This window comes from Pseudomonadota bacterium (genome assembly GCA_039028935.1).
Classification (GTDB): Bacteria; Pseudomonadota; Gammaproteobacteria; order Steroidobacterales; family SZUA-146; genus SZUA-146.
In genome coordinates this window covers 13,138-33,062 of the sequence record JBCCHD010000030.1, presented here as the reverse complement: position 1 = coordinate 33,062, position 19,925 = coordinate 13,138, and the positions used below count along the sequence as shown (strand labels likewise).

Here is a 19,925-nt window from a genome sequence, read left to right as displayed (position 1 = left end):
ATCTAATTACGATTGCTAAAAAACCAAACCTAAAAATTGCCTCTAAACCAAGATTTCATTCGTTCCCAAACATCCTTTAAGCCCACGCCGCCCGAGTCGACGTTCCGGCTGGAAATATTGTCGCGACCGTAGAGCAACAGCCCTACACCCGTGGCATGGATGGGATTGCGTACGACGTCCGCCAAACCGTAAACGTGTTGCGGTACGCCCAAGCGAACCGGCATATGAAACACTTCTTCGGCCAGCTCTACGGCACCCTCCATTTTGGCTGTACCGCCCGTCACGACGATGCCGGCAGCGATCACAGGCTCAAAGCCAGACCGGCGCAGCTCTTCACTGATGAGGCTGAATAACTCCTCATAGCGTGGCTCAACGATCTCGGCGAGCGTTTGACGAGCCAGTCGTCGCGGCGGTCGATCGCCGACACTTGGCACTTCGATGGTTTCGTCCGGATTGGCCAGCTGCGACAGCGCGCAGGCGTACCGGATCTTGATTTCTTCTGCGTGTTGCGTGGGCGTGCGCATCGATACGGCGATGTCATTGGTCACCTGATCGCCCGCGATCGGAATGACCGCCGTATGCTGAATGGCACCGCCCGCGAACACCGCAATATCGGTTGTGCCACCGCCAATATCGACCAGACACACACCGAGTTCTTTCTCATCCTCGGTCAATACCGAGTAACTCGACGCCAACTGCTCGAGCACCACATCATCCACTTCAAGCCCACAGCGCTGGACACACTTAACGATGTTCTGTGCAGCGCTCGCTGCGCCGGTCACCATATGGACCTTGGCCTCCAGGCGAACACCATGCATGCCGATTGGTTCTTTGATGCCCTCTTGACCATCAATGACAAACTCCTGCGGCAACACATGTAAGGTCTTTTGATCGGCTGGAATGGCGACCGCGCGGGCTGAGTCGATGGCTCGATCCACGTCAGACGCCGACACTTCTTTCTCTCGAATAGCGACGATGCCATGTGAGTTTAGTGATCGAACGTGCGACCCAGCAATCCCGGCATACACCGAGTGCACCTCGCAATCGGCCATCAGTTCGGCTTCCTCAACGGCGCGACGAATGGAATGAACGGTGGATTCAATATTGACGACGACACCTTTCTTCAGCCCACGTGACGGGTTCGTGCCGATGCCGATTACCTCGAGTTCACCTTCTTCATTAATCTCACCCACAATCGCCACTACTTTAGACGTGCCGATATCCAGACCCACAATGAGATTTTTTTCTTGTTTAGGCATCTTGCTCTTCCCCAGTGTCGTCTTCGCTGTCAGACCAGCCAATTGCAAAGCCGTTGGCGTAACGCATATCGATGTAATCGACCAGTTCTGCTCGCCCCGCGATCAACGGTGTCACGAGCGTTAGAAACCGCTCGACACGCTCGTCCACCGACTCTCTCCCTAACCGCACTTCAAGCCCCGATGACAACGTCAGTCGCCACGCGCCGCGCTCATCCAGCCTGACGGCACGAAGCTGAAAACCATGTTTGAGCAACGTGGCGTGAAGCTGCAGATAACGTGCCGCTACCTGAGTCTCTTCGCCTTTTGGGCCGATCAACTGCGGCAGCTCACTGACCGCGCGAGCGGTGTCTTCAATAAACAGTTCACCGCGCGTATTCAGCAATCCGGAATCACCCCATCTCGCGGCGGCTTGTTGTTCCACAACGCCGACTTCCAACGCGTCAGGCCAACGACGTCGCAAACGCACCTCGTCGACCCAGGCATGCGCTTCGAGTTTGGCCCGGACTTGATCCAGGTCCGTCGTTAGCAAACCACGGCCCAATTCAGCCCGCACCACCGCTTCAATCTGCATCGCCGACACCCGTTGGAACGGCGCGTTGACTAAAATGGCGCTCACCGGCCGGTCCGCCAGTCGCCAGGCAATCACGGAAACAAGCCCAACTACTGCAAACAAAGCCAGAGACCGCAGCGGGAGCTGCACACCTGTGAACTGCACTTTCGGCATTTGCGGTGCACGACGCACTTTCTTCTCTTTGCGCATGCGATTGGTTTTTTTCCGTTTAGTCCACATGGCGTGCCTCCTCGTCGGATAAGCTCGTCTCTAGGACGCGCCACACAAGCTCCTCGAACGAACAGCCCAGCTCTTTGGCGGCCATCGGCACAAGACTCGTAGCGGTCATACCCGGCACCGTGTTGACTTCCAACATGAGTGCGCTGCCGTTGCTATCGGTCATGAAATCGACCCGACCCCAACCGCGCGCGGAGGTCGCCTCGAACGCATTCAACACGTCCTGCGCGTAGCGCGCTTCGGTATCAGGATCGAGTCCACATGGACAGTGATACTGCGTGGTGTTCGAAAAATATTTGGCCTCATAGTCGTAAAACACGTTTGGCGTCTCAATACGAATCATGGGCAACACCACGCCACTCATGACCGCCGCCGTATACTCCGGCCCTTCGATCCATTGTTCGAGTAAAACGTGCGTGTCGAGTGCGTTCGCCGCATCAAATGCACGACGCAATTCGTCAGCCCGCGTCACTTTGTTTAGACCGATACTCGACCCCTCGCGTGCAGGCTTTACCGCCAGTGGAAAGCCAAGTGCAGCGGCCGCGTCGTCAAGCTCATCAGCAAAGCGCACAAGTCGATAACCGGGTGTGGCTAAACCCGCTGCTTCAAACAACTGTTTGCTGCGCACCTTATCCATACTGATTGCCGACCCCAACACACCGCTACCGGTGTAGGGGATTTGCAAGAGCTCTAATGCACCCTGCACGGTACCGTCCTCGCCACCCCGCCCATGAAGCGCGATGAACGCGCGAGCGTATCCGCCATCCTGAAGCGCCGCTTGAAATGAGTCACGTGGATCAACCGTCTGGGCTTCTATTCCACGAGACCGAAGTGCGGCGAGAATGGCGGTGCCGGTTTGCAACGAAATGTCCCGCTCGGCCGACCAGCCGCCCATCAATACCGCTACTTTGCCGAACTCGGCTGGGTCCTGAATACGTAACGGAGGTAGGCTCATGCTCCCTCCCCATCCGCACAGGCGCGAAGTGCTGTTGGTAACGCTGCCGCTACACCGCCGATGCTGCCCGCACCAAGTGTCAGCAGCAGATCCTGTTCCTTGAGCACCGCACTCAACACATTCGGTAAGTTGTCCAGATCATCGATCAATATCGGCTCGACTTGACCGCGCGTACGAATCGCACGCGCCAATGAGCGGCTGTCAGCACCGGCAATCGGCGCTTCGCCGGCGGGATACACATTGCACAACAGCAGTACGTCCGCCTTGGACAAAACGCGCGCAAAGTCATCGAACAAATCACGCGTGCGCGTATAACGATGCGGCTGAAACACCACCACAAGCCGACGATCAGGCCATCCGCGATTGGCCGCCTGCACGGTTGCGTCGACTTCCGTTGGATGATGGCCATAGTCGTCCACCATCAACACCTGACCGGCTGACGTCTCGATGTCGCCATACACTTGAAAGCGTCGACCAATACCCTCGAACTGATTGAGCGCTCTGGCCACGGCCTCATCGGCAATATTCAGTTCGCGCGCAATGGCAATCGCCGCGAGCGCGTTGCGCACGTTGTGCAGTCCGGGCAAGTTGAGCTCGATTGAGAGCGTGTCGTGTGTCTCGCTTAACACATCGAAGCGCATGACCATACCGTCGCGTTCAATATTCACAGCGCGAAGGTCGTTGTCGGGCCCCGTGCCGTAAGTCAGAACGGAGCGGGTAATCGATGGGATGAGCGACGTTGCGCCTTCGTCGTCACCGCACAGCACAACGAGACCGTAAAACGGCAGGTTATGCAGAAAGTCGGTAAAACCACTCTTTAGCTTTTCAAAATCGTTATCGTATGTCGCCAAATGATCCGCATCGACATTGGTGACGATCGCAATCATCGGTTGCAGGTGCAGAAACGACGCATCGCTTTCATCGGCTTCGGCAACCAAGTATTTGCCCGCGCCGAGACGTGCATTACTGCCGGCGCTAATAAGCTGCCCACCAATGACAAAGGTGGGGTCCTCACCACCTTCGGCCAACACGCTCGCCACCAGACTGGTTGTGGTGGTCTTACCATGCGTACCGGCAACCGCTATCGCGTGTCGAAAACGCATCAGTTCACCGAGCATTTCGGCGCGGCGTACAACCGGAATGCGCAAACGATGAGCCTCGTCTACTTCTGGATTACCGCCGGCAATGGCGCTCGATACCACTACCACATCCGCTTCGGCAACATGCGCGGCGTCATGGCCTATAAACAGCGTGGCCCCCAAGCTTTGAAGTCGGCGCGTCACACTGCCTTCGTGCAAATCCGACCCTTGCACCAGATAGCCCAGATTGATCAGCACCTCGGCGATGCCGCCCATACCAACGCCACCGATGCCCACAAAGTGAATACGATTGATACGGCGCATGCGATCGTTCATAGCGCCACTCCCGAAGCGAGTTCCACGCACGACACGGCGACCACATTCGCCGAGTCGGGCTGGCGCTGGTGACGCGCCGCCGTCGCCATGGCCAAAAGCCGCCCGCGATCGTCCGCGACTTCTTTGAGCATGGCCACGAGTGCACCAGGTTGACAATCCCGCTCAGCGAGAATGCGCCCCGCACCCACTTGTTCAAGATACGCGGCATTAAGCGTCTGATGATCGTCTATGGCAAATGGAAACGGCACCAGCACCGCCGCGAGCCCGGCCGCCGCGAGTTCGGAGATCGTCAGCGCACCGGCACGGCACACGGCCAAATCAGCCCAACCGTACGCCTGGGCCATGTCCGTTATGAACGGCACGACATTGACCGTGAGTCGCGCGCCTTCATAGGCATCTTGGGCGGTTGAAAACGTGCGCTCGCCGGACTGATGCAGCACGCTTATCGGCTGCGTTTTGGCCCACTCAGCCAGTTCGCGAGGCACATACTCATTCAACGCCAGCGCACCCTGACTACCGCCCAGTACGAGCACGCGCAATGCGCCCTCACGTTTGGCAAATCGTTGCTCAGGTACTGGAAGCGCGATGATGTCGTCGCGCACTGGATTACCGACAACCGCTTGTGCACGCGTTCCAAACGCATGCGGAAACGCCGTAAACACTTTATCGGCAAGTCGGGACAGGACTTTGTTGGTCGTGCCCGCCACGGCGTTTTGCTCGTGAATGATCAACGGCCGCCGGGTGAGCCATGCGGCAAGGCCGCCTGGGCCGGACGCAAAACCGCCCATACCGAGCACGGCATCCGGTCGGCGTAAACGCAATACTCGTAGCGCCTGCCAAACACTGGCCACCAGACGAAATGGGGCCAAGAGCTTAGTGCGCCACCCTTTGCCTCGCACGCCAGCGACCGAAATCCAATCGCCCTCGAAGCCTGCTTTATCCACGAGTCGTTGTTCCATGCCGCCCTGACTGCCAAGCCAACGCACCTCGCACCCCAAGCCACGGAGCTTTTTGGCCACCGCCAAAGCTGGAAAAATATGCCCGCCTGTGCCACCGGCCATGACCAGAATGCGACTCATGCTGCCGCCCTCCGTCCACGGGTTTTAGCCGCGCGTTTAGCCGTCGCTCGCGCCGCATTAGCGGCGGCTTTACGCGTTGCATTACTCGCCATGAGCGGGGCCATATCGACTTTCGATTCAACACCCGCTACCTCGTGATAAATGCGCAGCAAAATACCCACAGACACCATCGACATGATCAGGCTGCTTCCGCCGTAGCTCATGAGCGGCAGAGTCAGGCCTTTGGTGGGCAATGCGCCCATATTCACGCCAATGTTGATAAACGACTGCAGGGCAAACCAAATGGAAATGCTGTAGGCCAAATAACCTTGAAACGGCAAATCCATGCGCATGGCGCGACGCGCGATAGCGAAACCGCGTGCGACCAGTGCAAAAAACAGCGCCAGGACCAGCACGGATCCCATGAGACCAAATTCTTCGGCGAGTACGGCAAAAACAAAATCGGTGTGGGCTTCAGGCAGATAAAACAGTTTTTGTACACTGTCGCCCAAGCCCACGCCGAACAGCTCGCCACGCCCAATAGCAATGAGCGATTGGGTGAGTTGAAAACCATTACCAAACGGGTCCTGCCACGGATCCCAAAAAGCCGTCAGACGTTGCATGCGGTAGGTCGACGATGTTGCCATGGCCGCCATCGCGGCCACCGCCAATACCACCAATAGCACATAGTGGCGAAAGCGTACGCCGCCAATGAACAGCACACCCAGTGTGACACCGAGTAGCACCGTGGCCGCGCCAAAATCCGGTTCGAGTAACAACAGGCAGCTTGCCAGAACCACAAAGAGCATGGGTTTAGCAAATCCGGCAAACGATTCACGCACCTGGTCGTTGTGGCGCACCAGGTAGCTACACAGGTAAAACAGCATCAATAGCCGAGCTGCTTCTGAGGCCTGAAAGTTCATAAACCCGAGCCGAATCCAACGGGTACTGCCGTTTACGGTGTGACCAATTCCCGGAATCAGCACTACGATAAGCAACACAAACGCGACGATTAACGACAGATAGCCTGACCATTGCCAGAAACGAGCGGGCACACTCATCGCCGCGATCACACCGATAAGACCTATAAGCGTGAACACGGCCTGCTTCTTAAGGAGAAACAGCGGATCGCCGTAGTCCTGCTCGGAAACCGTGATCGACGCTGACGACATCATGAGTAACCCGATCAATAGCAGCGCCAAAGTAATGGTCAGCATAATCGGATCAAAGCGCCATACGGGCAATGCGATGCGCGGTGTTTTCATATCAGCGCTCTCCATGCCTGCATGAAAGCCTCACCGCGTGCCTCATAGTTATCGAACATATCGAAGCTCGCACACGCGGGAGACAGCAGAACCGTGTCACCTTCACGCGCGTGGCGCGCGGCCTGGCTAACCGCTTCTTCCATCGACGCAGCATGCACGATGTTGTGCGCGTATTCTCGCTCGCTCAGGGCGCGCTCAATACGATCCGCATCGGCACCAATCAATATCACCGCGCTCACTTGTGGCTGGGCGACGAGCGCGTCCGCCAACCGCGAAAAATCGTCTCCCTTCGCTTGCCCACCCGCAATAAGCACGACACCACCATCCAGCGCACTGAGCGCGGCGATCGTCGCATCACTGTTGGTGCCTTTCGAGTCATTGATCCAGGTCACACCCCGACTTTCGCCCACCCACTGCATCCGATGATCGAGACCCGCAAACGAAGTCATGCCTTCAACGATCTGCGTAAACTCGAGCCCGCAGCACTCGGCCAACGCCAAGACCGCTAGCGCGTTGAGATGGTTGTGACGTCCCATTACCTTCAGCACCGAAGTGGGCAGCAAGCGCTGGCCTTCTCGGCACAGCCACCCTTGACCCGGCTGCCCATCTGCCTGCGCAGCCGACCAGCTCAAGTGCCAAGTCCATTGCGCTGCGTTCGATTCGTTGCCCACGAGTTCGCCAGCAGCATCGGCGCCGTATAACACCACATTGGGTACGTGTGCCTGTACGCCACTAAAATGCGCACTCTGAGCAAGTGGCGCATAGAGCACCGCTGTTTCGCAATGATCAAGAATGCGCCACTTCGCATTTTGATATGACTCAAGGTCGCCATGATGATCAATGTGATCAACACCAATATTGAGTATCGCTGCTGCTTTTAAATGCAGAGTATGCGTGCGCTCAAGCTGAAAACTGGAGAGTTCAAGCACGTAGTAGTCGGGTATTTCGTTATCGAGTAGATCCAAAGCCGGCACGCCAAGATTGCCGCCGCACAGACAATCGAATCCAGCTTCGTTCAATACATGCGCAATCCAACTGGTCACGGTGCTTTTGCCATTCGAACCGGTAATGCCTACGACGTGTGCCGGAGCCGCTTGTGCAAACAGCTCTATATCGCTGATCACCTCTAAGCCTTGCTCAAACGCGCGCTGCAGCAACGGCACACTGGATGGAATACCTGGCGAGGTGATCACTCGGCCCACGTCCGACAAAGAGGCGTCATCAAACTCGCCAAACGCCACGTCGACATCCGGCAGCGTCTCGCGCAGACGCGTCGCATACGGCGGTTCGAGTCGGCTATCGAGCACACGAATCTCGCGACCTTGACGCGTCAAAAATCGCGCACAGGAGTAACCGCTGGCACCCAGGCCAACGACTAAATCCACGCCGCGTTGCGTGGTGTCCTGATAAGCGTTATCGACCGTCATTGAGTTCTCTATCGCAATTTGAGCGTTGCCAAACCGACCAACACCAGGATTACGGTAATAATCCAAAAGCGCACGATCACCTTGGGTTCGGCCCAACCTTTTAATTCGTAGTGGTGGTGTATGGGGGCCATTCTGAACAGACGCTTGCCGGTTAACTTGTAGGACACCACTTGGAGCACCACCGACACCGTTTCCATCACAAACACGCCACCCATAATGGCGAGCACCAGCTCTTGACGAACCACTACCGCCACAACGCTCAAGGCAGCACCGAGCGCCAACGCACCGACGTCCCCCATGAACACCTGAGCGGGGTAGGTGTTGAACCACAAAAACCCCAGACCCGCGCCGCCAAGTGCGGCGCAAAAGATCAGCATTTCACCCGAGCCCGCAATGTACGGGATACTCAAGTAATTGGAAAAATTCACATTGCCTGACGCGTAAGCAAAGATTCCGAGCGCCGCGCCTACCATCACCGTCGGCATAATGGCTAGCCCATCGAGACCATCGGTGAGATTCACTGCGTTGCTAAAGGCCACAATCATAAAAATGGTGGTAGCGATATAAAATATGCCCAGCGGCACCATAACGTCTTTGAAAAAGGGCACGTGCAGCGCCAGCTCTACGGCGGGGTTAACAGCTGTCGCATAGAGCCAATAGGCTGTGACCGTCGCGGCCAGTGTCTGGCTGATCAGCTTTGCTCGGGCGCTCAGACCTTTCGAGTTTTTCAGAACCAACTTTTTATAGTCATCAACAAATCCGATCAGACCGAATGAAAGCGTGGCAAAAAGAACGATCCATACATAGCGATTACTGAGGTTGGACCACAACAGCGTGCTCACCGCAATCGACACTAAAATCAACGCCCCACCCATCGTCGGTGTGCCGGCTTTCACAAAGTGCGTCTCAGGCCCGTCATCACGCACATTCTGGCCGATCTGATACGCACTCAGCCGACGTATCATCATGGGCCCAACAATGAAAGACATTAATAACGCGGTCAGCGCCCCCAGAATGGCACGCATCGTCTGATAGCCAAACACATTGAAGCCGGAGTAATACTGCTCGAGATATTCCGCGAGAATAATCAGCATGCGCCTGCTCCGCTTGATGAGGACGTGAGTGATTCGGGTGGGCGACACAGTGCGTCGGTGAGTCGTTCGAGGCGCATTGCGCGTGAGGCTTTGATAAGCACGTTCACACCAAGCCGTAACTCTCGGTTCAGCGCCCGCTCAAGCTCCTCAACCGTTTCAAACCAAAGCGCTCCTTTACCAAACGCAGCCACCGCGGCACGGCTATGCGATCCGACCGCGAACAGTCGCTCCACGCCGAGCTCATAAGCGAGCTTGCCGATACTGGCGTGCATGTCGGGCGCATTACTGCCCAGCTCACCCATCTCGCCAAGCACCAACCATCCAGGTTCTTTTTGTTCGGTAAGGAAACGAATGGCGGCACGAGCTGAGGCAGGATTGGAGTTGTAACTGTCATCGATTATGCGCGCCCCACACCGTGCCATCTGGATTTGCATGCGTCCGGCGACACCATTAGCTGCCGCGAGCCCAGCCTGTATCTCATCGAGCGTGGCACCCATAGCGAAGGCGACGGCAGCCGCTGCCGCGGCATTGCGCGCATTGTGCTTACCGGCGAGTGGCAAGGTCACCGGTCGCTGACCAATCGGCGTATGCAATGTGAACTCCAATCTCGCCCGCTCTTGATCAACGGACTGATTGAGATCACTGAATCGGAAATCGGCGTCTTCATGTTCACCAAACGTGAGCACGGTTTCAGCGGACGTGCGGTCCCGCCACTGTTCGGCAAAACGGTCGTCGGCATTTATAACCGCCGTCGCGTCGGCGGACAACCCGGCGAGGAGCGCACCTTTTTCTTCGGCCACGCCCTCGAGTGTGCCCAGTCCGGCTAGATGCGCCGAGTACGCGTTCGTAATAACGCCCACCGTAGGCGTCACCAAGTTGGTCAGATAGCCGATCTCACCCGGCGCATTGGTTCCAATTTCAATGACCGCCGCCTGATGACTGCGTTTCAATGCGAGCAGCGTTAACGGCACGCCAATATCATTATTCATATTGCCGCTGGTCGCGTGAGTCGCGTGGCGAACACTTAGAATGGCGGCCAACATCTCCTTGGTCGACGTCTTACCATTGCTACCGGTGATCGCAGCAACAGGTATTGAGAAACGTTGACGCCACGCAGCCGCGAACGCGCCGAGTGCCTTGCGCGTATCCTCTACGCGAACATGTGGAACATGCTCACACCCATCTTGACTCACCACAAACCCAGACGCACCTAACTTTTGGGCTTGGGTTAAGAATTCATGACCATCGAATGTCGGGCCTTTAAGCGCGATAAACAGGTCATTGCCTTTTAGCGAGCGCGTGTCGGTCGAGACTCCGGTAAAGATGCAGTCTTCTCCCTTCAGCATCCCTTCAGTGATTTGCGCAAACTCACTCATGCGACCATTACTCATGGGGCACCCCCGAGCGCTGGAGCAGCTCGCTGATCAGTTTGCGATCACAAAACTCGAGTCGGTCGCTGCCGACCACTTGATAACTCTCGTGCCCCTTGCCGGCAATTAACACAATATCGCCGGTTCGTGCATTGTCGACCGCTCGCGTAATAGCCCGTGCCCGATCGGGCTCAACATGCACGTTCTCATGAGACGTAAAACCAACCATGATCTCTTCGATTATGGTCTCGGGGTCTTCATAACGCGGATTGTCATTGGTGACGATCACCTGATCGGCCATTTCGGCGGCTCTGGCCATCAACGGACGTTTGCCTCGATCGCGATCCCCACCACAGCCAAACACACACCATAGTCGACCCTCACAATGCGGTCGCAGTGCGCGAAGGGCGTTATCGAGCGCATCAGGCGTGTGCGCATAGTCCACCACAAACTGAGCATCGCTATCCCGCCCAAACGACTCCATTCGTCCGGCAGGCGCTTTCACGCGCGACAGCGCCGCAAGCGCTTGGTCAAAGGGAATCTGCCAATGAAGCAAAACGCCCAACGCAGACAAAATATTCGCCGCGTTAAATCGACCCAGCAGACTCGATTCGACCCGACCTTGCCCAAAACTACCGGCGACATCAAAAGCGAGGCCGTGCACTTGAGTCTGAATATTGCCTGCCACCAATACCTCGTCAAATTCCGCCGCTTGCGCCGAATCGTTCGTGATTACTGTGACCGGACTGAACTCCCGCACAAACGCGTGCAGCTCGCGACCATACGCGTCATCAATGTTGATTACCGCACGCGTAATTGGAAATTGTTCGAAGAGGCGTTTTTTGGCGGCGGCATACTCAGCGAGGTCAGCGTGATAGTCCAGATGGTCACGACTCAGATTCGTGAACACCGCGACGTCAAAACCCACCGCGTTCACGCGATGCTGGTCCAGCGCGTGCGAGGACACTTCCATCGCCACATGCGATGCCCGTTGTTCGCGGAGCCATCCCAAGCGTTGCTGCACCGACACCGCGTCAGGCGTAGTAAACTCACTCGACGTGAGCGGATCGGTCAACCCAAACCCAAGCGTGCCCATCTGCCCGCAACGCTGTCCACACAGGCGCAGCGCGGACGCAACCAAATGTGTGACACTGGATTTACCGTTGGTTCCGGTCACACCACAGATATTGAGATCGATCGACGGCTCATCAAAAAACCGAGACGCGATCGCGCCGATATGCGCGCTCAAATGATGGATTGGCAGCACCACCTTGCCCGGGGGCGCCGTCGGCGGCACGATCCCTTTTACTGGCTCGTAGAGAACGGCCGCTGCGCCGTTAGCGAAAGCCTGCTGAGCGAATTCAAGGCCGTGCCGACGGATCCCGCTCGTTGCCAGAAATAGACTACCCGGTTTAACTTGGCGACTGTCTAATGTGACAAATTCGATGGCGCACTCTGGCACCTGGTCAACGATACCCTCGAGCAACTGCGCCAAACTTCGATGCCAGGTTTCGATGGTCGCGGTCATTGCGCGTCCGCCTGAATACCGTTATGACGATTGAATCGCTCGTGCACCAGCTGCCGTTGCTGCGCTGGATCGTCCGTGTCGGGCACGACCGACAACAAGCGCAACGAATTACTCATAACGTTAGCAAACACCGGGGCGGCGACATCACCCCCGTAGTAATCGCCAGCGTTCGGCTCTTCGATCACCACCACCACCGCAAAGCGTGGCGCACTGGCTGGGGCAATCCCCGCAAACACCGACACGTACTGACCGTCCGCATAACCACCAGCGGTGAATTTCTTGGTCGTTCCGGTTTTCCCTGCAACCCGATAGCCATTGACAGCCGCCAACGTACCGGTGCCACCCTCTTGCGTCACCGTTTCGAGCATCTCGATCACCTGCGCCGCGATGCTGGCGTCCATCACGCGCCGATCAAGACTGTCGTTTTCACGCACAACGAACGACACGGGACGATGGACACCACCCGATCCGAGCGTGGCGTACGCTTGTGCCAGCTGAAGCGGCGTGACAGACACGCCGTAACCGAATGCGAGGGTCGCTTGTGTAATCGACCCCCAGTGTTGGAAACTAGTCAGCAGACCCGCGGACTCGCCTGGAAAGCCACTCGTCGTGAGCTCGCCAATACCCAGACGGGACAGCGTTTGCCAAAGCTGCTCTGCTTCCATGCTCATCGCCACTTTGACAACACCGACATTGCTCGACTTGGTGAGCACGCCGGTTAAATCAAGATCACCGAAATTGGCGACATCCTCGACTAAAAGCTGCTCAACCTTCATATAACCTGGTGCTGTCGCGATCGGCGACGCGGGCGAATACTGCCCCGATTCGAGTGCGGCCGCCGCGATGAATGGCTTGAGACTGGACCCAGGCTCAAAAATATCGGTTGCGGCCCGGTTTCGATATCGCGACGCATTAAATTGGTTTCGGTCGTTGGGGTTGTAACCGGGCTGATTCACCATCGCGAGCACCTCGCCGGTCGGAATATCGACCACGACCACCGACCCTGATTTCGCATCATGACGCCGGACTGCACGCATCAACTCACGGTACGCCAGATATTGAATATTCAGATCGATCGACGTAACCAGGTCTTTGCCGGGCTCAGGCGCACGAATACTCTCCACATTCGCGATAATTTGCCCGAGCCGGTCTTTCATCACGCGTTTGGCGCCGGACTCGCCTCGCAGCCATGCATCAAAAGCGAGTTCGATGCCTTCAAGCCCCTGATCATCCACATCGGTAAAGCCGATCAGATGACCGGCAACTTCGCCCGCAGGATAGTAGCGACGATATTCGCGTAACGTGTAAATGCCCGGCAAGCCAAGATCGAGCACCGCGCTCGCTTCGACCGGTGGCATGTGCCGGCGCAGATAGACGAATTCGCGGTGCATGTTTTGCGTGATTCGACGCAACAGCCACTGCGAATCGCGATTAACCGCGGCCGCTAGGGCGTCGATCTGATCGACTTTCTCTGCAAATTCCTGCGGATTGGCCCAAATGGAATCAACCGGTGTACTCACCGCCAGTGGTTCGCCGTGACGATCGTAGATCGTGCCGCGATGGGCGGACAATTTCGCAATGCGCAAATGCCGTGCGTCCCCTTGTCCCACAAGTTTGTCTTTAGCGATGACCTGCAGATACACCGCCCGACCAATGAGCGATACAGCCATCAGCGCGAACACCAGTAACGTGAAGGATTCACGCCATGGAGAATAAATCGATTTTGCGTGTTGTTTTTTACTCACGGTACTACCGAATCGCCATCACCGAATCAGGTTTGGGCTCAACCATATTGAGTTCGCTTCGCGCCATGTTTTCAACGCGACCATGGGATGCCCAAGTGCCTTGCTCGATGCGCAACTTACCCCATTCAATCTGTAGTCGATCGCGCTCTGCTTCGAGCTCCTGCAACTCAACAAATAACTTGCGCGCCTCATGGCGCACATACACACAGCCGATGCCGGTGGCCAACACCGCCAGTGCCAGCAACGGAATCAGCGACATCATCATCCAGCGCGCCATCAAAAAATGCGCTCCGCAACACGTAGCACGGCACTGCGCGCACGCGGGTTGCCTGCGGTTTCTTTTTCATCCGCTCGAACTTGCTTGCCGATTAGTCGAAGTTTGGCGCGCGCCTCATCGGGCACCTGATCCAAACCCGAGTACATAATGTCGCTACGTGATTGATCACGCATAAAGCGCTTTACCATGCGATCTTCTAATGAGTGAAAGCTCAACACGGCTAAGCGCCCACCGATCGACAACGCGGATAACATGTCGTGCAGTACTTTCTTAAGCTGACCCAACTCGTCATTTATAAAAATACGAATACCCTGAAACGATTTTGTTGCGGGATGAATCCGTTGTTCGTAGCGGCGCGGCACCGCCGCCTCTATACACTCGGCAAGTTCGAGTGTCCGCGTGATGGGGCCCGTCGCGCGTCGCTTCACAATCGCTCGCGCAATGCGATGCGCTTGACGCTCTTCCCCGAAGGTTTTAATCACTGACTTAATTTCCTTTTCGTCCGCCGACGCCAACCAGTGCGCTGCGCTTTGACCCGTGGTGCTATCCATACGCATATCGAGCGGACCGTCTTGCCTAAAACTGAAGCCGCGCTCAGGGTTGTCCAGCTGCGGTGACGACACACCCAGATCGAGCAACACACCATCCGCCATACCGGAGGCCGAATACTCGGCAATCACCTCTCCCAAATCGCTGAACGGGCGTTTCACCAGCGTCAGCTGTTTGTACTGTTTAAAATGTGCGCGACCGTATTCGATGGCCGTTTCATCCCGGTCGATCGCGATAAGCTGCCCACCGCTATCGAGTCGCTTTAAAATGGCTCCGCTGTGGCCACCCCGGCCAAACGTGCCGTCGGCATACACGCCACTGCTCTTTATCGCCAGCCCATCCAGGCACTGGGAAAGCAAGACGGGAGCGTGATGATCCACGAGACTAGAGAGACAACGTCGCCAGTTCTTCAGGCAGCTCCGCATCGTCATCCTGACTGTCCTCAAGCCACTGATCACGGCGTGCGGTCCAAAGCCCTTCATCCCACAGTTCAAACTTGTTACCCTGACCCACCATCATGGCAACGCGAGAGATGCTCGCTACTTCGCGCAGTTCTTTTGACACCAGGATTCGACTTTGCCCATCCAGCTCAACATCCGTGGCGTAACCCAACATCAGTCGCTGAAGATTGCGCGCCTTTCGTTTGAGGCTGGGCAGTTTGACCAGGCGTCGCTCGAGCTCTTCCCACACAGGCAGCGGATACAGCAACAGGCAGTAGTCCCGATCGACTGTGACAACCAAACGCCCCTCGCAGCCGTCTTGAATAGACGGCCGATAGCGCGTCGGAATGGCCATGCGGCCCTTCGCGTCGAGGGTGACTTTGGTTGCTCCACGAAACATATCGGTTACTTAGGATGACGAATCGATCCCACTAATTCCCACATTTTCCCACTTTCTCCCACTATATTTAGCGCGTCGGTTGCGGTCAACCGCTTTTAGGCGAAAAGTGTAGAACTGACAGGGACTTAGCTCGCCTTTCTAGGGTTTTTTTTCGATGTAATCATCCGAAAATCATGAGCTTGGGATGGTTACTTGCGGCGGACTGTAAAGTTCATTCAGTCGTTAAAATGACCGCCCGAATGAACCAGCCAATTGGCTTCCGCTCCTCAACTTCCGCAATCCCGTTGAGCATGCGTGTCAAAACGGCGCAGGGGCGGTGTAAAAGCGGCAAGATTCTGATCAATTATTGATATTTAACTCTCTGTTTTTAAGAGCTTTCTAGTGAGCGGAAACGGATAGTGTGGGCGTGCGCATAGGAAATCGGCGTCGAGCCCACCGTCTGGCCAATCGAACCCGGCGTTTTTGGCTCGCGATCGCGCCAGTGCCCCGCACGCAACGCGATTCGCATCGCACGAGACGATCGCACCGGCAGGATCATCCGCTTTAGTCGAAGGAAACGAGGGGAAAAAGGAGTCAGCCGATAAGCCGGGTTCTGTCGTGGACAGCCATTCATCTAGGCACACCGTCGCCAGTATGCTCAAGCAACCTACCCGAAAGCATCGTGGGCCACGATCGCAGCCGAAGCCGCCGCTTTCCTATTTGGTCTTGCTCCAGGTGGGGTTTACCCTGCCGTCGATGTTGCCATCGGCGCGGTGCGCTCTTACCGACACCATTTCACCCTTACCGGCACAGCGTGCTTAGGCGGTATGTTTTCTGTGGCACTTTCCGTAGGCTCGCGCCTCCCAGGCGTTACCTGGCACCTTGCCCTATGGAGCCCGGACTTTCCTCGACGACCGCATTCAGCATACGTTCGCCGCGACTGCCTGGCTGACTCCGCCCGCACTGTACCATAGGCCACTTGCCCATCTGTAGCCGACACGACCACACGCTAAGCGATACGCGACGGGCATAAAAAAACCCCGCCAGTTTCCTGACGGGGCTTCTTTGGTCGTTAGACCGATACTGCACTTAGGCGCGGCGACGGATACCCATCAGGCCGAGCAAAGCAGAACCGAACAGCCAAACAGCTGCTGGCACTGGAACGGGTGCAGGGGCTTCTACCGAAACGGTACCGCCAACGGTACCCAGAGCGCCACCATCAGCAGAGAAGGTGCCGGCGTCCAGGTCAAACACGATTGGAATCGAAACCATGAAGGTCGGTGAGAAGGCCGTTACTGAGAACGAACCACCCAGCGTACCGCTGCTGCCAGTAATGGCTGCGCTGTCGATCGACGTGATTGGCACAATGGTGCCCATGCCGCCACAGTCGCCAGCGCCGGTTGCGAAGCAGAAACCACCAACATTGACATCGATTGAGATGATGTCAGCAATGCCGATTGAACCAGACGCAAGGGCCGTGTCGTCAACGACGATCGGACCACCAACTGGTGTGCCGATTGGCGTCAGAGCAACAAACGCGCCACCCGCAGTGGTCACTTCGCCTGTGATTGTCAAAGTAGCTGCTTGAGCGCCGAGTGACACAGAGGCCACCAGAGCAACAAACAGTGCAGAGAGTGTTTTCTTAAACATGAAAGATCCCCGATGTATTTATTATTAATAACAACGTTGTTCACGCTGGTTCAGAGTTTCCCCTATCCCAAACGCCGAGACATGATAGCCCAGTGAATCGTCAACCGCACTATCGAATTTCACATAACTTTTGGAAAACGCACATAAATCTACGATTCGCATCCCTAACGTCGTAATCGACGCAAAAATCGTCCGAATCGATCGGGTTTTGGTTAACGTTGAAACCAAAAAACGCCGACATTTCGGGGTTTTATGTTGCCTTAACGCTGCAGTTCGACACGCTTCGTAATCAAAGCGACCCGAATCGCCAGTTCCATTGAAGCGCCACTCGCCGCGGCGGGATCGAAGCACTGAAGTGTGCGCCCGTCAGCAAGGGGATGTCCGAACCGTAACTGCCATTGGTCAGCTCTTCGGTCAAGTTTTGCCCCACTATCGCTATTTCCCATCGGCCATTAGCAGGACCGTAACCCAAACGCACATCAAACAAGCCGAATGGCTCTTGAAAGTCCGCCGGATCAAGATCCGCGTTGTAGAAAAACCCATCCGTAAACGTCCAATCAGCCCCGTACGTAACCAGATAGTCATTGTTGAGTTCAACCCGTCCACGCAGATAGACGTTCCCTGAAAACTCCGGATCATAGCCCACACGCTCGCCCGATAAATCGCGGGCGCCCAAAGAACTGATATCGGTGCACTCGGGTCGCTCGTCGCCCGCAAAACACGGACCGTTTGGAAACGACGTGTAAGTCGCGTCCAGCGTGGCCACCGCTGCGCCGATCTCGACGTGTTCGCTTAACGCCCAGGCGCCGTCAATTTCGACGCCGGTCGATTCGGATTCGGCCGCGTTGCCCACGATAAACGTGACCCCATTGAACGAGCTCACCTGCAAGTCGTCATAGACCGATCGGAAAAAATTAACATTGAGTCGCGCCGCGCCATTGAGAAACCGCCCTTTTAGACCCGCCTCGATGGTTGTCGCCTGCTCTTCTTCAAACTCGAACAGCGCAATGTCGTCGCCGCGCTCCTGCGCATTGAATCCACCGGCTTTAAACCCGCGTGCCCAGGTGCCGTAGAGCATGATGTCGTCATTAAAATCAAACTGCACATTGACGGATGGCGACACATCCGACTCCGAACGTTCACCTTCAAACCGATGGTTGGTAAACCCGAAAAAGAGTTCAGTAAGTTGAATACTCAGCGGGTCGGTATTTAATTGACCATCTAACGTCTCGAGCCGAACGAATTGCAGCGCCGACTTATCCTCCTCAGAATAACGAACGCCCGCAGTGGTACGAAACCGATCGGTGATATTCCAGGTTAGCTGAGCGAACGCGGCAAAGCTGTCGGCTTTTTGTTCAAATTTTTGAAAGGTTTTGCCGGTGGTGCGTGTGGCGGCCGCACCGAGCGGATTATTCAGCGGCCCTAAGAGCAAGGCGGCAAGCGTGTCACCATCGATACTGGTTTCTCGAAGCGTATCGAGTCGATTGGTTTGCCAGTACAGCCCCAGAATATAGTCAATGCGGTTACCCGGATCGGAGCTCAACCGAAATTCCTGAGAGACCTGTTCGAAAATCTCGGGGATCGTTTCAGTAATAATCAGCGGAATCGCCGAGAAGTCCGAATCGAGCAAGCGACGAAACTCAAAATTGGAATAACCGGTTACCGAGGTAAAGGTGTGGTTCTCCCACTCCCAATCAACCGTGAGCGCTGCGTTAGTGGTAGTGGTTTCATCAAACTCATCCTCACCACCAAGCCCACCTTTTGAAGAGCGATAGCGGTCTTGGGTAAAGTTCTCGTCGAAGGAGACAAAGACGTCTTCAAACGGCCCCACATCGTTAATAACAAAACGACTCCCATCGGTGTCAAATGAACCCGATTCGTACTTGAGACGCGCCGTGACCGCGTCACTGAAGTCATGTTCGATAATGCCCCGCGCCGTAAATTCCTCACGCTGCATCTCGGGCTGCTGGTCGACCGTATTAAACAAATACCCTTCGCTTTTTAACCCGGTAACGGCCATGCGACCCCGGGTGCTATCCGAAAACGGTCCAGACAAGACCAGCGTGGCGGTCCCCTCTTCTAGCCGGTCATCGTAGGACGCGGATAGCGAACCGGTAAACTCTGAAGTGGGTTTGGCAGTGGCGATATTGACTGCCCCAGCGATCGTGTTTTTACCCAAGAGCACACCTTGCGGCCCGCGCAGCACTTCCAATCGCTCAAGATCAAGAAACGGCGCGCGAAACTGTCGACCGCGTCCGCCGAACACTCCATCGACAAACATGCCGACCGATTGTTCGAATCCATCGTTCGCACCACTGCCGACACCGCGAATATAGATTTCAGTCGACACGGCGGCAGTCGACATATTGAAGTTGGGAATGCGTGCCTGCAGTGCATCGACATTACCGATCCCATTGCGCGCAATCTCGTCGCCCGCGATTGCAGTAATCGAAATTGGCACATCCTCCAACGATTCGGTTCGCTTTTGTGCGGTTACAAACACTTCTTCCAATGTTTGCGCCTGCACATCTCCCGCGCCTAATGATACGGCACAGACAACGGCAACACACGAGACACCAGCAGGGGAAAATAAGCGGTTAGTCATAGTCACTCCGATAGCTACGTACAATTCAGCAGCGAATGGGTACGGCCGAAAACGGCACGGTGAGGGGCCTGATACGCGCTGGAAAACGGCGGCAGTTCACAAGCAACGCCCGAGCGGTCAGT

General features: G+C 56.2%; 16 protein-coding genes and 1 other RNA gene. All 17 read right to left on the bottom strand.

The window, feature by feature from the left end:
* Positions 1-29 precede the first annotated feature (29 nt).
* On the bottom strand, positions 30-1,259 hold the full coding sequence (gene ftsA / locus AAF465_13185; GenBank protein ID MEM7083677.1) for a cell division protein FtsA: 1,230 nt from the start codon (positions 1,257-1,259) through the stop codon (positions 30-32).
* Complete coding sequence (locus AAF465_13180) at positions 1,252-2,049, bottom strand: cell division protein FtsQ/DivIB (GenBank protein ID MEM7083676.1); 798 nt, start codon at positions 2,047-2,049, stop codon at positions 1,252-1,254. The genes ftsA and AAF465_13180 overlap by 8 nt, the downstream gene beginning before the upstream one ends.
* The gene (locus AAF465_13175; GenBank protein MEM7083675.1) at positions 2,039-3,001 is read right to left on the bottom strand and encodes a D-alanine--D-alanine ligase; all 963 of its coding nucleotides are present in this window, start codon (positions 2,999-3,001) and stop codon (positions 2,039-2,041) included. Before AAF465_13175 ends, AAF465_13180 begins: the two co-directional genes overlap by 11 nt.
* The gene (gene murC, locus AAF465_13170; protein ID MEM7083674.1) at positions 2,998-4,416 is read right to left on the bottom strand and encodes a UDP-N-acetylmuramate--L-alanine ligase; all 1,419 of its coding nucleotides are present in this window, start codon (positions 4,414-4,416) and stop codon (positions 2,998-3,000) included. Before murC ends, AAF465_13175 begins: the two co-directional genes overlap by 4 nt.
* Positions 4,413-5,495: an undecaprenyldiphospho-muramoylpentapeptide beta-N-acetylglucosaminyltransferase gene (gene murG / locus AAF465_13165; protein ID MEM7083673.1), complete on the bottom strand. Its 1,083-nt coding sequence runs from the start codon at positions 5,493-5,495 to the stop codon at positions 4,413-4,415. Before murG ends, murC begins: the two co-directional genes overlap by 4 nt.
* Entirely contained in the window at positions 5,492-6,739 is a 1,248-nt protein-coding gene (gene ftsW, locus AAF465_13160; protein MEM7083672.1) for a putative lipid II flippase FtsW, read from the bottom strand. The genes murG and ftsW overlap by 4 nt, the downstream gene beginning before the upstream one ends.
* Positions 6,736-8,166, bottom strand: a complete 1,431-nt coding sequence (gene murD, locus AAF465_13155) for a UDP-N-acetylmuramoyl-L-alanine--D-glutamate ligase (protein ID MEM7083671.1) — start codon at positions 8,164-8,166, stop codon at positions 6,736-6,738. Before murD ends, ftsW begins: the two co-directional genes overlap by 4 nt.
* An 8-nt stretch (positions 8,167-8,174) precedes the next feature.
* Positions 8,175-9,260 carry a phospho-N-acetylmuramoyl-pentapeptide-transferase gene (mraY, locus tag AAF465_13150; protein ID MEM7083670.1) on the bottom strand — a complete coding sequence of 362 codons (1,086 nt, stop codon included), beginning with the start codon at positions 9,258-9,260 and terminating at the stop codon, positions 8,175-8,177.
* A complete protein-coding gene (gene murF / locus AAF465_13145; GenBank protein MEM7083669.1) occupies positions 9,254-10,651 on the bottom strand; it encodes a UDP-N-acetylmuramoyl-tripeptide--D-alanyl-D-alanine ligase in 1,398 nt (465 codons plus the stop codon). The genes mraY and murF overlap by 7 nt, the downstream gene beginning before the upstream one ends.
* Entirely contained in the window at positions 10,644-12,158 is a 1,515-nt protein-coding gene (locus tag AAF465_13140; protein MEM7083668.1) for a UDP-N-acetylmuramoyl-L-alanyl-D-glutamate--2,6-diaminopimelate ligase, read from the bottom strand. The genes murF and AAF465_13140 overlap by 8 nt, the downstream gene beginning before the upstream one ends.
* Entirely contained in the window at positions 12,155-13,903 is a 1,749-nt protein-coding gene (locus tag AAF465_13135; protein MEM7083667.1) for a penicillin-binding transpeptidase domain-containing protein, read from the bottom strand. Before AAF465_13135 ends, AAF465_13140 begins: the two co-directional genes overlap by 4 nt.
* A gap of 4 nt (positions 13,904-13,907) precedes the next feature.
* Positions 13,908-14,168: a cell division protein FtsL gene (gene ftsL / locus AAF465_13130; protein ID MEM7083666.1), complete on the bottom strand. Its 261-nt coding sequence runs from the start codon at positions 14,166-14,168 to the stop codon at positions 13,908-13,910.
* Positions 14,169-14,179: 11 nt separating this feature from the next.
* Complete coding sequence (rsmH, locus tag AAF465_13125; protein ID MEM7083665.1) at positions 14,180-15,109, bottom strand: 16S rRNA (cytosine(1402)-N(4))-methyltransferase RsmH; 930 nt, start codon at positions 15,107-15,109, stop codon at positions 14,180-14,182.
* Between the two features lie 4 nt (positions 15,110-15,113).
* Positions 15,114-15,569, bottom strand: coding sequence for a division/cell wall cluster transcriptional repressor MraZ (gene mraZ / locus AAF465_13120; protein ID MEM7083664.1), 456 nt, complete (start codon positions 15,567-15,569; stop codon positions 15,114-15,116).
* A gap of 565 nt (positions 15,570-16,134) precedes the next feature.
* Positions 16,135-16,504: RNase P RNA component class A (gene rnpB / locus AAF465_13115), an RNA gene on the bottom strand.
* A 133-nt stretch (positions 16,505-16,637) separates the two neighbouring features.
* On the bottom strand, positions 16,638-17,198 hold the full coding sequence (locus AAF465_13110) for a hypothetical protein (GenBank protein ID MEM7083663.1): 561 nt from the start codon (positions 17,196-17,198) through the stop codon (positions 16,638-16,640).
* Between the two features lie 289 nt (positions 17,199-17,487).
* The gene (locus AAF465_13105; GenBank protein ID MEM7083662.1) at positions 17,488-19,803 is read right to left on the bottom strand and encodes a TonB-dependent receptor; all 2,316 of its coding nucleotides are present in this window, start codon (positions 19,801-19,803) and stop codon (positions 17,488-17,490) included.
* Between the last annotated feature and the right edge of the window lie 122 nt (positions 19,804-19,925).